The organism is Nostoc sp., assembly GCF_036919555.1.
GTDB lineage: Bacteria > Cyanobacteriota > Cyanobacteriia > Cyanobacteriales > Nostocaceae > Nostoc.
This window is the reverse complement of the sequence record NZ_JBALCS010000051.1, coordinates 166626-181183: the sequence shown is the minus strand read 5'-3', so window position 1 is coordinate 181183 and position 14558 is coordinate 166626. Positions and strand designations below refer to the sequence as shown.

Below are 14558 nucleotides of genomic sequence, written 5' to 3'. Positions count from 1 at the left end.
ACCAAACAAAACGATGTCAAAGTATTTCTGTATATAGATTTGAGGCTTTTTTGTGGGTGTTTTTTGTCTAAGTCCCACTAATTGGACATAATTAATCGTCCTGCCCTTCATCCTAACAGTTGTGATGCCTGTGGCAAGCTGTTAGAAAACGTCTACACACAAGTAGTTAAGGCGAATTCAGTGTCTCAATCTGCCATTCTTCGACTGATAGTTCTGCTGTTTCTATTGCCTTTCGACAGAATGCATCAATATCTTTTGCTGATAAGTTGACCTCAATGAAAGCTCCATTGTGAAGTTTTCGGGTATGACGAAAGTCTTTTTCATCCCATCCTACAAAGCGAGGGAACTCCTGCATAATGTCTTGGAATCGCTCAGGCTCCAAATCGGCAAGCAAATTCAAGGTAATTTCCAGGACATCTCGCCAGCTTTTTACAGAATGCTCTTGACCAAATAGATGGAGTCGTTTGGGAATAGTACCAGTCAGGATACTAGGTTGAGACGACTGTGCTAGCTCGTCACCAAAGTAGTTCCAAATCTGCAAAGCACGTTCGGCAAGATATGCTGCCCGTGCTTCAATATCCTCTCTTTGCCAACGCTCTCTATTGTAGAAATACTTATTCAATTCCAAATGACTATTTTGAAAGTGAATGCACTTAGACGGAAACTTATCGTTAGAAAGCTCTGAATTATAGGCTGTAAGTGTTAAATTTCCTAGACAATGACGAAGTAATTCATGAGTTACAGCACAATTTTCTCCTAAATGCTCTTTCCACCATTCATTCAGAGTTTGTGGCATGACGTGCTCAATAGAAAGCCCATCAAAAGATACCTGCTCTTTATGTTTGAAAGATTCCTCAATTGATTCAAGAATTAGCTTTGCTTTCTCAGAACGATTACCTCCGTATAGCTTCACATCCATTAATCTAGCTCTAAATTCTACGTCCTTGGGATAGTCGCGACTCTGGAGAGCCAACTTAAATCGCCCTACAAAATTATCGGAAGCCAGACTGGTATCTTTACTAACTTGTGAGTAAAGTAATGCAAATATTCTATTCAATCCTCTCGTTTGAATATTGCAAACAAAACGACGAAGGATAAAGTTCTCGATAATTTGCAGAACAGAAATAAATTCGTCCTCTGTGATTCTGGTTTGCATCCAATCATCGTAGCAGTTCAGAATAAATGGATAAACAGTTGCAACTTCCAAGCGATTGAGGCGATTGAAATACTTACGTACCTTATCCTTTTTTTCTCGCTCTGGATTCAAAAGCCTTACATAGTATTCGGCAAATACATGCAAATCCTTAAGGTACGTCAGTGCATCACTTTTGTTAATTCGCTCTTTTATTTCAAAATAAATTTCACTTTGCTTTACATCTACACCACTTTTTGTCAGGTAGTGACGAATAAATTCTGTCAGGTTTTCTCCCAAAAGTTCCTGCATAGGCTGCCAGTACTGGATATAGACAGATTCCTGACTATCTGTGTGAATTTTCATAAAGAAATAGTTACGAATCAGGTCTGCTTGGCTTAAAGGTCTCCCTTTAGCATTAAGACTTTCAAAAACTAGGTACGGATCATCATCAGTACTGAGTACAACACTTACAAGTGAAAAGTTACTACAGAGAACCTTTTTGATTTTTTGAAATTCTAACCCACTCTGTCGAATTTTATTTTCAAAGAAAGAATAACATTCTGAAATACCACTTCCATCACTCTGTAATTGAGAATTGATGATACGATAAAATACTTCACGATCTATCTGTGTGGGCTGTAATTTGTAGTAATCTAGGTCTTTATTGTATGGGTTAACTAGAATAGTATTGTGAATTTCTGCTGCTAGTTCCTCTACTGACTGCTTGGCTCTATCCCGCAAAGCGGAAAGAAGAATAAAAACTGTCGTTAAGCGCTGTTGCCCGTCAATCAAAAGATATTTGCTTACTCCTTCAGGCACGGATGTGGTTGGCATAGTGACAATGGAACCCATGAAGTGAGGACGGGGATTATCCATTGCACAGAGTTCTACAAGGTCATTCCACAATGCTTGCCATTCAGATTTTTTCCAACTGTAGGCTCGCTGAAACAGGGGTACAACGTACTGTTTTGCTCCTTCAATAATTTGTTGCAACTTAATTTCTGAGGCTTGCATTACTTATAGATCCTCTGTAGTCGTGAGTTATACTGTCAATCTAGAATTATTATTCCCAAAAATAGCAAGACATTAGAGGTGTTAAAAAATAACATACAAACCCTAGTAGATTCCACGCACCACTGAAAGCCAGCACCAAACGCACTGGTCTTTGAACAGATCGAAATATAAATAATTTCAATGATACGGGTGTAGAGTTTTGAACTGAGATAATAGCGATCGCTACTACCGTTGCATTACAATATATTGCAATATAAGACTATGCAAGACAGCCTGATTTGACAGAACGATGAGCAAAGAAAATATTACGTTTCGGATGGATAGCGATCGCAAAGCTACACTTGATGCGATCGCAGCCGGAATAAACCGCGATCGCAGCTACGTACTTACAGCATTTACGGCTGTTATGAGGTAGAGTAGCAGCAATTATAGCAATCCGAATTGAAACGTGAGAAAATACTGAGATTAAAAGTACGTATTTTAAAGCCTTTCAGCGATTTTCTCTCTCACGAATGATTTAGGATTGCTATAGTAGACCTCTTGCAAAAAGTCCCTAACACCCCACACCCAAGCCCTCCCCGCTCTTAGGGAGGGGAGCGTTTGCTTTACTCAAATGCGGGGTGGGGTTCTTAATTTTTGATTTATGCAAGAAGTCTAGTGTACCTCATAACAAGACGCAAGTGCTGTAGCTATCCGCTAACGGAACTGGGAACTGTTTTGCCCAATGCCCAACTAGCTGGATATAAGCCAGTTTGTCATTCTTAACACACTTTTTTAATATTTTTTATAACCCAAATATTACTACTTATTTCGGGTCAAAATAGGCAAAAATACTTAAGCAATCAGCTTTAAATAAGTATTTTTTAATAATAGCGATCGTAAAAATCTATGCAACCCTTAGCCTCAACTTCTAAGCCACAAAGCTAAAGCTGAGAGTGAATAATTGACAGAGCGCTGCGGATGGTCGTGCTGGAAACACTACTATTAGATGCGATGTGTACGACGGGCTACGCCTACGCACTGATGGCAGCACGGAGCAAGAGTATCTTAGCTTCTTGCTGCTTTGCAGGTAGTGGGGTACTTTAGTAAGTATGATATGGTACTGCTTATAGTTTCAGGATCTAGCTTGCAAACAGCCAGTATTTCTGAAGTTATGCATACCTCAGTCATGCCATTGAACGTGTCATAATTTCCAAAACTAGCCTCAGTGCTATCACTGTTGCACCAGCAGCAGTTCCATCTACTGCCAGTTGTAGATAACCAAGATCAAGTTATTGGTCTTGTCATCTGGTACTGCCAGACATGACAAACCAGGTTGGCTCATTGGAGTTTGTGTGAATAGTACATTTGAAAAAAGTGTATAGATATCTACTAACGTGAAACATTTGTCACAACTTTGTTGGGATTTCGGACAAAGTTTGTTGTCATTTTGTCATTAAATAATGAAACATAAATTGAGGTAAATTATGCCCAAAATTTTAATAATAGAAGATGAAGAGGCAGTTCGTGAAAACATTTTAGACTTACTAGAAGCTGAGGGTTTTGAAACTCTTGCTGCGGCTAATGGCAGAATCGGGCTACATTTGGCTATCTCCGAAGCTCCCGATTTAATTGTCTGTGATCTGATGATGCCAGAAATGGACGGTTATGGTGTGCTAACAGCGTTACGCGAAGATCGGTCAACGGCAATAATCCCCTTCATTTTTCTCACTGCAAAATCTGCCAAATCTGACTTCCGTCAAGGTATGGATATGGGTGCCGATGACTATATAACTAAGCCATTCACTCGGGCTGAGTTATTAAGTGCCATCATGAATAGGTTGGAAAAGTACGCTACTTTAAAAAGATATTTATCTCCTCAGACTAGAATTAACAACTTATCTCCGAAAATGCATCTATTAGAAATTAGCTTACATCGGGCTATCAAACAAGATAAATTTCAAGAATTTGAAATTTATTATCAACCAATAGTTGATATGAATTCGGGGAAAATAGTAGCTGCTGAAAGTTTATTGCGCTGGAAAAGTACGGAAATGGGGATGATTTATCCAACAGAATTTATTCCGTTAGCAGAGTCTACAGGTTTAATAGTTCCACTTGGTAAATGGGTATTAAAAACGGTGTGTCAACAGATGAAAAGCTGGCGCGATGCCGGAATTTATTCTATGATTGTTGCTGTCAATCTGTCAGTAATGGAATTTAATCAGCCAGATTTGATTCAGAAAATAGTCAATTTAATAGCTATGAATGATTTGGAACCACATTACTTAGAGCTAGAACTCACTGAAAGTATGATTATGCAAGATATAAATAGTGCGATCGCTACTATGAACAAATTGCAATCCTTGGGTATAAAAATTGCGATCGATGACTTTGGTTCGGGCTACTCTTCTTTAATTTATCTGAAAAACTTACCAATTAACACATTAAAAATAGACCGTTATTTTATCCATAATGTTGCTAACGATCCACAGAAATCAGCGATTACTAAAGCATTGATTGAAATGGCTCATAATCTAAATCTAGATGTAGTTGCTGAAGGTGTAGAAACGGAAGCCGAACTGGCTTTTTTGCGGCAACAAAACTGTAATTCTATCCAAGGCTTTCTATTTAGTCGTCCATTGCCAGCAGCAGAATTTGAAAATTTTTTTAACTAAGAAATGCTTATATGTTTAAATATTGGGCATTGGGCATTGGACATTGGGCATTGGGCATTGGGGAGTAAATTATTTTCCTAGTACCTTAAGGGATTTCCAAGAAATAAATTATCCCATTCCATAATAAATAGTTGGAGATTTTTTATTTGGAAGTCCCTAATAGGTTGACTAAGTGACATGACTCCTTTCCTGAAGGTAGGGAGGCAACTAAAGAATCACTTCAAAGACTTCCTAGTTACTCTCTTACGGGATTTCGACTTTGACCTAGACTGAGATATCTCAGTACAAGAGCAAACCGTCTGCATAGGCGTTTTGGATTCCCGACTGTCCATCGGTACTAATTAGGATCTTAATATATTAGTGGCAAATGCAACACTCGTAAATATAAAGCGGTGCTAGAAGCACGGGGTTTTAAACCCAACTTTTCGATAAAAAATCAAACTTTAGACTGGCGACAATTATTAAGTCTCAAGTCTAGAGTAGAAAAATTGTGTATAGTGTCTACCGCCATGAAAGTCGCTGCGCGTTTCTTGCTGCCAGTTTTTTTACTAACCTTGGCAGTAGCGTGTAACCAGATTCGCGCTTCCTCAGATAATCCCACACCACAAACACCTGTACCTTCTGCCCAACATACACAGAATCTTACACAGCCAAAAAATATTGTCCGTACTGAAGTACTTTCACCGACACGCATCCGGATAAATCTGAAGAATTTACCAGCACCCTTCGCAACAAAAAGTGCCTCCAAGCAACCAAAGGTTGTGCCCATACCGCAAAATCCGGTGCTGCGCGTACCACCAGGCTTTACAGTTAACGTCTTTGCCGAAGGTTTAGATGCCCCACGCTGGCTAGCTTTAACCCCCAGTGGTGATGTTCTGGTGACTGAAACTAGGGAAAACCGGATTCGTCTGTTGCGTGACAGCAATGCTGACGGTGTAGCCGACGTTCGAGAAACCTTTGCAAGTGGCGACAACGGACTTAATATTCCTTTTGGGATGGCGTTTGCAGGCAATTCTTTTTTCTTGGGTAATACTAATGCGGTTTTACGGTTTCCTTACACCAAAGGTCAACAGCGACTAACTGGCATCGGTGAAAAAATTGCTGACCTTCCTGGTGGTGGCTATAACCAGCACTGGACGCGTAACGTGGTGGTATCACCCGATCGCAATAAATTATATGTTTCAGTTGGCTCAGGAAGCAATGTGGATGAAGAACGCCTACCACGGGCTTCGATACAGGTGATGAATTTAGATGGTTCCCAGGAGCAAACTTTTGCTTCCGGCTTGCGTAACCCTGTTGGTTTAGATTTTCATCCTGTAACTAAGGAACTTTACGCCACTGTTAACGAACGCGATGGAATCGGTGATGACTTGGTTCCAGACTATCTGACACGCGTTAAACAGGGGGCATTTTACGGCTGGCCTTATGCTTATCTGACACCAAACAACCTCGATCCCCGCCAAAAGACGGATGACAAAAGTAAACGCCCCGACCTAGTAGCCCGTACCCAAACGCCTGATGTCCTGTTCCAGGCGCACTCAGCAGCATTGGGTTTGCAGTTTTATGATGGTAAAACGTTTCCAGAAAGATACCGTTACGGTGCTTTTGCGGCTTTTCGTGGTTCTTGGAATCGCGATCGCGGCACTGGTTATAAAATTGTATTTGTTCCCTTCGATGCTAAAGGGCAATCGCTTGGCTACTACGAAGATTTTCTCACAGGATTTTTGCTAAATCCTTCTGTACCAAGCACTTGGGGACGGCCTGTTGGTTTACTTGTGTTGCCAGATGGCAGTCTACTACTAACAGAAGAAGCCAATAATCGGATTTATCGGATTCAGTATAAGGGGGGTTAGGCAATTCAAAATTCAAAATTCAAAATTCAAAATTAAGAAATTCAGAGATAGAATCGATTCCCTGGGGTCAAGTTAAAACAGTTTAAAACAGTGAAAATGATTGTAGAGACGTTATATCTAACGTCTCTACAAGGGTTTCAGGTAAAGCATCATTAATTTCTGGAGATATCTACTAGAAATATTGTTACCATTCCCATCCCCAGCTTTATTGTGTTTAATTAAAAATACTGATAATCATTTGGTTGAAAAATTAGTTATGACTCAGAATGACAATAATACTCAGTCAAATATCAACGAATTGTCTCCACATTCCGGTACACGATATTGGGGTGAGGTGGAGGTGATCGAGGAGGGAGAAACCTATAGAATTAGTCGTATTGAAATCAAACCCAGGCACGGCATTAAACCACAAATCCATTATCACCGCAATGAACATTGGGTTGTAGTTTCCGGTGTGGCGAAGGTGACTTGTGGCGATACGGAAATATTACTGAATCGAAACGAATCAACTTATGTTCCCTCAGCAACCCTACATAAGGTAGAAAATCCTGGACATATTCCGCTAGTTATTCTGGAAATTCAAAATGGTGAATATTTAGGTGAGGATGATACTGAGCGTCCTTATGACTTAAATTTGGTCAAACCTGTAGCTGAAGGACAGTAAGAATTTTAGATTTTAGATTTTGGATTTTAGATTGAAATTTAATCCAAAATTGTCAATCCAAAATCCAAAATTGAATTGCCCCATGCCTAATTAAAACCATCCTTCTTGTTCCAGGGTTTCAATCAGCTGTAAGCCACGGGGATCACCCACTCCTAAAAGTGAGGCTTTAGCGTCTTCCCGTACTCCTAAATCTTGGTCTTCGGCAAAGGCTTGAATTAGGGCGTCGATCGCTGTGGCATAAACTACATTAGAAGGTAGTTCGCGGCACAGTTGACCAATTGCCCAAGCACTGTTACTCCGCACTGCTGCCACAGGATCTTGAACTAAGGCTTCAATTAATGGTGGTATTGCCCCGATAACTGCTTCGTAACCCACTGCTCCCATCTGTGCTAAGGCGCTAGCAGCCCACAAACGCACTGCGGAAATGTCGGTTCTTAAGGCATCTGCTAAGGGTGGTAAAGAACGGCGATCGCGACAGTTTCCTAAAGCCCAAACAACACCTTTACGCACATAGCCATTCCAATCACTGTTTAGTTGAGCAATTAATGGACTCACTGCTTCTGAACTGGGATTACGTCCGATGCCATAGGCTGCACTCACCCGCACTAAGGGACAGATATCAGTTAACAGGCGAATCAGATGGGGGGTAGCACGCGCATCTTCTAGATCACAAAAAGCACGCGCTGCTAACATTCTTTGCTGGGGCTGGGGATTTTCCAGCAAGGCTAGCATCACTTCTGGATCAGGCTTTGCCACAACTGATTCGGCAGTTAGCGGCTCTATTTTATCTAAGGGGCTTTCTAGCTCCTCCTCAATATCAAGTAGGCTTAGATCGTTTTCGTCATACATAATTTCATTTCAATCCCGAAAAGGGATTAACACATAATGCGATGTGCCAATAAGTTAAATCTTTATATATATTAGTTGCGTTATTATACACTTTCCGTTCTCCCTCGTTGAGTTTTATCCAAACGAGAACCGCTATAACTCAGACCCTACACTATGTTATCGCTATCTTTTAGTTTATTGTTCTGCACTCAGGAATTTTACCATCCACAGGGATTGGGTTTGATAACCTAACTGATTGTAAAGATTTAATGCGGGTTTGTTTGATTGAAACACTTGTAATCCAATCTGGCGATCGCCTCTTTGAATAGCCCAATTTTCCACATATCGCATCAATGCTCTACCAATACCCCGTCGCCGATGTTCTGGTACAACGTAGAGGATAAAGATGTGAGCATGACGGTTGCCATGTACTTGATCTATGGCATTGCCCACCCAGAGGCAGGCAATGGGGTATTGCGTATGGGGCATGGGGTATTGGTTATTTCTCCCCTGATCTCCCTCACCCAAAAAATCGACCCACCACAAGGGTGTATCGCTGGAGAAGTATTGCTTAACTGTTTGTTCTAGGTGAGAAAAATCCTCATTGGGAAAAAGATCCTGGTAAGTTCGCTGCATGAATTTAAGCAGCAGCGATCGATCCAAAGCGGAGCCACGGCGAATAATATACCCAGGTAGTAGTTGTTCAGACACTTCTGATGTTTATTGACGTTAGCTAGCTGAGTTATATGCTGCTGGTAGGAAATCAGTAGGAGTGGGGCCAGAACTTACTCCTACCTGTTCAATTGGTGCGGGTGCTGCCATATCGGAGGGTAAAAAGATGCGGGCGCTGACTGCCACTAGGGCAAAGAGAAATACCAATACCGCAAGCAAGGGGGCGATGTACTGACGAAATATAGCCATATTTAGATTGCAAATATCTAGGAACTTTTATGAGAATCTAGCTGAAGATTTGTGAAGTATTCTTAATTTATTTTAGCGATTTTTTAGGCATGGGGAATGGGGCAATTCAATTTTGGATTTTGGATTGACAATTTTGGATTAAATTTCAATCTAAAATCCAAAATCTAAAATCTAAAATTCTTACTCCCCACTCCTCACTCCCCACTTCCGCTTATGGGCGATCGCGCTCTAAGTCATCAAGCACTCTCTCGCAATACCAATTTTCCGGCATCCCAGGATAAGTCTCCTTTGCCTGTTCAATTAACCGTTCGGCAGCGGCAGCGTCACCGGATAACTTAGCGATTAGCCTGTTTTTGAGATAGCTATCAGATGAACCCTCCTCTACCTGGTTTGGTATCCTTTCATTTATAGTTGATGGCCGGGACTGCTCTCTCCGCAACTGCCAAAATAAAACGTAATAAAGTGTACCAAAAATTAAAATTAGGCTGAGTGTTCCGAAAAAAGTTAGGAGGTTAAATGCTAGAAATCCCAGAACTAACTGCGAGAGAACATAGCCAAGTAATAAACCAGTGAGTAAGAGGATGAATGTGCCGACAGCAATAACTACTTGATTCCCCATATATCCTCTTCTTCGTCCTCAAGTCCTGGTCTGGATAATACTACCACTGGCTTTTGATTCCAAGGGGCAAAGAATGGCAATAATAGTAATCCGGGTAAAGCAGCTATTGCTGTCAGTAGAAAGAATGTAGACCAGCCGGTGGCTTGTACCCATGTACCTGCTGGAGCCGTGAGAATATCTCTACTAAAAGCCTGCAAACTCGAAAGTAAGGCGTACTGTGTAGCTGAAAACCTTTGGTTACAAAGACTCATCAAAAATGCTACAAAAGCAGCAGTTTCTAGACCAGCACAGAATTGTTCAATATTAACGGCAGCTAACATTAGATAGAAGTTTTTACCGACTACTGCTAACGCAAAGAAAGCCAAGTTGCCGACAGCTTGCAATATGGCGAATATCCAGAGCGAGCGATTAACACCAATTTTGGTCATTATTGCTCCTGCTGCCAAGGTGCCAATAATAGTGGCGAAAATTCCCAATGCACCAGGAAATGCTATGTCGGTTTGAGTGAAATGTAAGCCTTTATCTAACAAAAATGGGGTGGATACATTCTTTAGTAAAGAATCCCCCAACTTGTAGATCACAATGAATATTAGGATTAAAAGCGCTTGGAGCCAGCCATGACGCTGGAAAAATTCAATAAAGGGTAATTGGACAGCGGCAGATAAAGTCTGAGGTGGGCGATCGCGCAGGACTGGTTCTGGTGCAAAAATAGAACTTATCACGCCTACGAGCATCAACAGCGACATCAACAAGTAAACAGCTTGCCAAGGCATTCTGTCTGCTAAAAATAAGGTGACGTAACCGGTTACTAGAATGGCAATGCGATAACCCAATAAGTAAATAGATGCTCCAGCACCTCTTTCTTCTACTTCCACTACATCACTGCGGTAAGCATCAACTAAAATGTCTTGGCTGGCGCTAAAAAAAGCAACGGCCACAGCAGCAACTATTAAAGGTTGTAGCCCAAGGGATGGTTTTTGTAAAGCCATTGCAGCTATACTTAACAGTAATGCTACTTGTGTAATTACCAGCCAACCTCGACGCCGCCCCAAAAAAGGCGGTACAAATCTATCTAGTAAAGGCGACCAGATATATTTGAAAGAATAGGGGAGCTTTACTAAACTAAAAGCGGCGATCGCTGCCAAGCTAATTCCTTCTTTGGTCAACCAGGCTTGTAATGTCTGACTGGTTAAATACAACGGCAACCCTGATGAAAAGCCAAGAAATAACAAAGCTCCCATCTTCGGGCTGCCAAAAATTCGTAGCAGCGATTTATTTACTTCCACAATCTTGAAGATTCCTTTTTATCTAATTGAATTGCAGTTATTTTGCCATATCTGCTGTCTAATTTCGTGTAAGCACACAAAGCTGCTAAGATTTTCTTTATTTTTTCTTAATTGAATAAACCTGATGCCCCCTGATTTGTAGCCCGTGTGCAGTAAGGCATTTTTCCCAACCTTCTCGCGTACCAATGTTGCTTTTTTGGTTAAGCAATCCTAATTCCTCTTCTTGTTGCGTGAGTTTAGCAAATTCTTCGTAACGAGGGTAGTTGCTGGTAACAAATGTTTCCTTACGGTGCAAAATCGGCGGATTCGCCCTAGTTTCGTAATCTCGGTGAGTGACGAATAAGGTTTTTAAATCAATACCGATGCTGGCTTTTAACGCCGGATGGGGATCAGTGTCGAATTCGGGGTAAGACAGATAGGATATTTGCGGCTTATCAGTGTGATATTTGATTAATGTGGCTTCATCTACACGCCCAATGGTACGGCTAGCGCAACCTTCACAAATTCGTAGTATGGGATCAATTGCAGCAAGTGCCGAAACATGGACGTAAAGGGCACCGCGCGTATGTTTACCAATTTTGCTTTTTTCGCAAGTAGTTTGAATTACCCCAGATTTGCCTAAGCTGAAAAGCTTTTGATCGGCTACTTGACAAGCTTCCTCATAGCTACTAAAAAAGGCTTTGATATCGTGACGCATTTCTGCTGCTAGCTTCTGCCATGCAGGGCGTTGATCAAAATGGGTGAGGGCGAGATAAACTTGGATATCCAGAGAACGACGGTAAGCGATCGCATCCCATTCTGCTTCATCAGTAGCTTGTAAAACTACACCAAAGGCACGGCGGAAGTTACCAAATTCGCTCAGTAATTCCTGTTCATTTTCCAATTCACCTTTTACAGGTAATCTACCGCGCTTGGTAAAAAAAGCCATGAGTGGTTGTAACTGTTCTTGATAATCTTCAAACCGCTTGATGGGGATGCGGACTCGCGGTGTAGAGGTGGTAGAAAAGAAGCGGATAGCTTTGTAACTTTCTTTTTCAGCTTCATCTCGAAAAACAAAGTATACGCCTAGCGCGATCGGTACTGCATCTACATTTAGGACTTCATCAATATAAGTTTTGAGTTCTTCTTGTTCGTAATATTTCTGAAAAGTATTGCGGCGCGTCACAATGCCATCGTTGTAAGCAAGTTGGGTTTTGCTGGGTGCGTTAATTAGTATTTGAGCCGCGACAATTAAAACTTTCCCCGTGAGTTCCCAAGCTTGGCGAAGGCTTTGACGGCGTTCTTCTGGATCTTCAATGACGTTAAGGATATAGCCTAAGTTGACCACATCGGCGGCGGTGCGTGGGACATCGGGATGGTAGTAAGGGTCCCAACCTGCGCTGGTGTAGCCTAAGTTTTTTACTCGCTGGACATCACCACCGTAGCCGCAACCGTAATCAAAAAAAGTGGTGTCTTGATTTAAGATTGCCCATTCTATTGCCAATCGCACGGGGCGAGATAAATCAGTGCGAGCGATCGCAGCTCTATGACGCTCAATTTCTAGCGCTTCCGGCATAATACTAATTCGTAATTCGTAATGACGCTCGTTCGTGAAACGTCTCCCCTTGGGAGAAGACTCGCTAACGTAATTCGTAATTAAGAATTTAAATTACGAATTGCAGAGTATTAGTTACGAATTATTTTGTCAATCTTTGACCGCCAGTTCAATTAAATCTTCAATTTTCTTGATATTTTGCTCGCCTGCTAAGTAGCCAATACCGCGATGCAAATGTAAGCGAAATTGGGTGGCGAGGGTTTCTTTGTCGGTGGGATAGCCGTCATTGTGACAGCGTTGCTTGAGGGCGAGGAGGAGAATATCGGACATTTCGCCGCCAAAGACGCGCCAAGTCATTTCGACATTGCTATCTTGGGGAATTGGGACGGGGGAAGGTGTGGTTGCTTCTGCGAGGGAACGACAAAATGCCCAACGACATAAAATATTCCATTGGTCGATTTTAGTGCTGCGTCTGAGTTTGGTAAGTTGGTCTTTGGCTGTTTGGGAGAGTTTTATTCTTTCGATTGGGGATTCCATGATTAAAGGTTAAAGGATTACTCTACATTATGCTTTCACATAATTAACAATAGTTAACAGCTTGTTATTAATTTGGTATAATCTGCATTTAGGCATATAAATAGAATAGTTTGATTTATTCTCGCCGACTTACTTAAATATCTTAATACATATTTTTTGGAACTTTTTTTAGCTAAGAAGAGTAAAATAAATGAAAAACTATTTTTTATTTTGAAAGGATATTATGGCTAAATTGCAATTACATTTTAATGGTTCTTTTGCGCTAAAAAAAGACGAAATAAGTAGAATTCTTCATGCTGCTGCCCAAGATAAAGGATTAAATGATAGCTTGCCCAATTTGATGGAGAAAACAAGTTTAGGTAATGGCAAAGTAGGACGAGTAAAAAGTTGGGCAGTACGTGCAGGGTTAATTAAGAATAATCGTCCCAGTCCAGAAGGGGAAATTGTTTTGCGACTAGACCCCACCTTTGAGTCAAATATTACAGACTGGTTAATGCACTTTTATTTAAGTTTTGGCGATCGCGGTCTAAAACCAACACCAGAGAATCCTGCTGATTGGGGTGGATGGTCTTACTTTATATATACATTTTTACCTCGTTATAGTAAATTTACGAGTGAAGAATTGCTCTATCACAGTGCGTCAATATTTGAAGAAGAAAGTAAAGTGATTGCTGACAGAATTAAATTTATCTTAAGAGCATACACTGAGTTCACTGCTTTAGCATCCTGCAAGTTTGTCACCCAAGAAAAGGATAAATATATTAGTGGATATGCCCATTTACCTAACTCTTATCTATTAGGATACTTTTTGGCAAAGCTGTGGGAACGTGACTTTAAGGGCGAAGGTTCGGTTCTCACTGAGTCTATCTTCAACCAGAAAATCGGACTGGCTGCCGTTTTGGGGATACAAGTCGATGCATTACAAGAACAGCTAAATGCATTAGAAGCTTACGGCATCATTGAACAGCGACGGGCAGTACCTCCTTTTCAAGTGATTCCGCGCTGGGATGAACCCTTGGCACTGCTAGAGAAGGCGTATGACAGATAAAGATTACTTGCTGCTGGGAGATGCTAGACCCGATGACCGAATTCATCTGCTACTTTGGGACACACCTGATGAAAATGAACTGGTACGTATCGCTCATTACAACAACGCCCAACGGGTCAATTACCGAAAAAATTTGCTACAACGGATTCATCCGGGAGAAAGTTTTCTTGCTCTTCATCACAATTTAGATATGGAACTAAGTGCCATCAAGTCAATGTGTTCTGGGGTTAGCAAACAGATTGTTTTACTCGAAGGGTTAGATTGTCTGATTACCTATCTGCAAGTTACATCTGGCAGTCGCATTACCCTTTTCTGGAAACAACTGGAAGAAACTCGGAAGCTAGAAAGACTTTTATGGATACTGCTACCCCAGCAATTAGCGCCTAAAAATTGGTTGCCAGAGCGAATTAAGTGTATTCCTTCAGGATAATCATCCTTTTGCATTTGCCATTTTAAATTTAC

Annotated in this window: 14 protein-coding genes; 6 read left to right on the top strand and 8 right to left on the bottom strand. The window is 41.2% G+C overall.

What is annotated here, in order from left to right:
• Window positions 1–166 precede the first annotated feature (166 nt).
• Window positions 167–2149 carry a DUF262 domain-containing protein gene (locus V7K36_RS15510; RefSeq protein ID WP_335117119.1) on the bottom strand — a complete coding sequence of 661 codons (1983 nt, stop codon included), beginning with the start codon at window positions 2147–2149 and terminating at the stop codon, window positions 167–169.
• A 289-nt stretch (window positions 2150–2438) separates the two neighbouring features.
• On the opposite strand from V7K36_RS15510, the gene V7K36_RS15505 reads away from it, so the two are divergent.
• The 4 genes from V7K36_RS15505 to V7K36_RS15490 all read left to right on the top strand — a co-directional run bounded on the left by V7K36_RS15505 (window position 2439) and on the right by V7K36_RS15490 (window position 7323).
• Entirely contained in the window at window positions 2439–2564 is a 126-nt protein-coding gene (locus V7K36_RS15505) for a hypothetical protein (RefSeq protein WP_335117117.1), read from the top strand.
• Window positions 2565–3615: 1051 nt separating this feature from the next.
• Window positions 3616–4806: an EAL domain-containing response regulator gene (locus V7K36_RS15500; RefSeq protein WP_335117115.1), complete on the top strand. Its 1191-nt coding sequence runs from the start codon at window positions 3616–3618 to the stop codon at window positions 4804–4806.
• Between the two features lie 509 nt (window positions 4807–5315).
• A complete protein-coding gene (locus V7K36_RS15495; RefSeq protein ID WP_335117239.1) occupies window positions 5316–6659 on the top strand; it encodes a PQQ-dependent sugar dehydrogenase in 1344 nt (447 codons plus the stop codon).
• 256 nt (window positions 6660–6915) lie between these two features.
• Window positions 6916–7323: a phosphomannose isomerase type II C-terminal cupin domain gene (locus V7K36_RS15490; RefSeq protein ID WP_335117112.1), complete on the top strand. Its 408-nt coding sequence runs from the start codon at window positions 6916–6918 to the stop codon at window positions 7321–7323.
• Window positions 7324–7413: 90 nt separating this feature from the next.
• On the opposite strand, the gene V7K36_RS15485 is transcribed toward V7K36_RS15490, so the two are convergent.
• The 7 genes from V7K36_RS15485 to dndE all read right to left on the bottom strand — a co-directional run bounded on the left by V7K36_RS15485 (window position 7414) and on the right by dndE (window position 13048).
• Window positions 7414–8172 (bottom strand): HEAT repeat domain-containing protein, encoded by a 759-nt coding sequence (locus V7K36_RS15485; protein ID WP_335117110.1) that lies wholly within the window; start codon window positions 8170–8172, stop codon window positions 7414–7416.
• Window positions 8173–8346: 174 nt separating this feature from the next.
• Complete coding sequence (locus V7K36_RS15480; RefSeq protein ID WP_335117108.1) at window positions 8347–8862, bottom strand: GNAT family N-acetyltransferase; 516 nt, start codon at window positions 8860–8862, stop codon at window positions 8347–8349.
• A gap of 18 nt (window positions 8863–8880) precedes the next feature.
• A complete protein-coding gene (locus V7K36_RS15475) occupies window positions 8881–9072 on the bottom strand; it encodes a hypothetical protein (RefSeq protein WP_335117106.1) in 192 nt (63 codons plus the stop codon).
• A gap of 211 nt (window positions 9073–9283) precedes the next feature.
• Window positions 9284–9691 carry an ABC transporter permease gene (locus V7K36_RS15470; protein WP_335117104.1) on the bottom strand — a complete coding sequence of 136 codons (408 nt, stop codon included), beginning with the start codon at window positions 9689–9691 and terminating at the stop codon, window positions 9284–9286.
• A complete protein-coding gene (locus V7K36_RS15465) occupies window positions 9676–10977 on the bottom strand; it encodes an AmpG family muropeptide MFS transporter (RefSeq protein ID WP_335117102.1) in 1302 nt (433 codons plus the stop codon). Before V7K36_RS15465 ends, V7K36_RS15470 begins: the two co-directional genes overlap by 16 nt.
• A 97-nt stretch (window positions 10978–11074) precedes the next feature.
• Entirely contained in the window at window positions 11075–12532 is a 1458-nt protein-coding gene (locus V7K36_RS15460; protein ID WP_335117100.1) for a DNA phosphorothioation-associated putative methyltransferase, read from the bottom strand.
• Between the two features lie 129 nt (window positions 12533–12661).
• Window positions 12662–13048, bottom strand: coding sequence for a DNA sulfur modification protein DndE (dndE, locus tag V7K36_RS15455; protein ID WP_335117098.1), 387 nt, complete (start codon window positions 13046–13048; stop codon window positions 12662–12664).
• Window positions 13049–13271: 223 nt separating this feature from the next.
• Here dndE and V7K36_RS15450 point away from each other — a divergent pair, with 223 nt between their 5' ends.
• A complete protein-coding gene (locus V7K36_RS15450) occupies window positions 13272–14096 on the top strand; it encodes a hypothetical protein (RefSeq protein ID WP_335117096.1) in 825 nt (274 codons plus the stop codon).
• A complete protein-coding gene (locus V7K36_RS15445; RefSeq protein WP_335117094.1) occupies window positions 14086–14526 on the top strand; it encodes a hypothetical protein in 441 nt (146 codons plus the stop codon). The genes V7K36_RS15450 and V7K36_RS15445 overlap by 11 nt, the downstream gene beginning before the upstream one ends.
• Window positions 14527–14558: the final 32 nt, after the last annotated feature.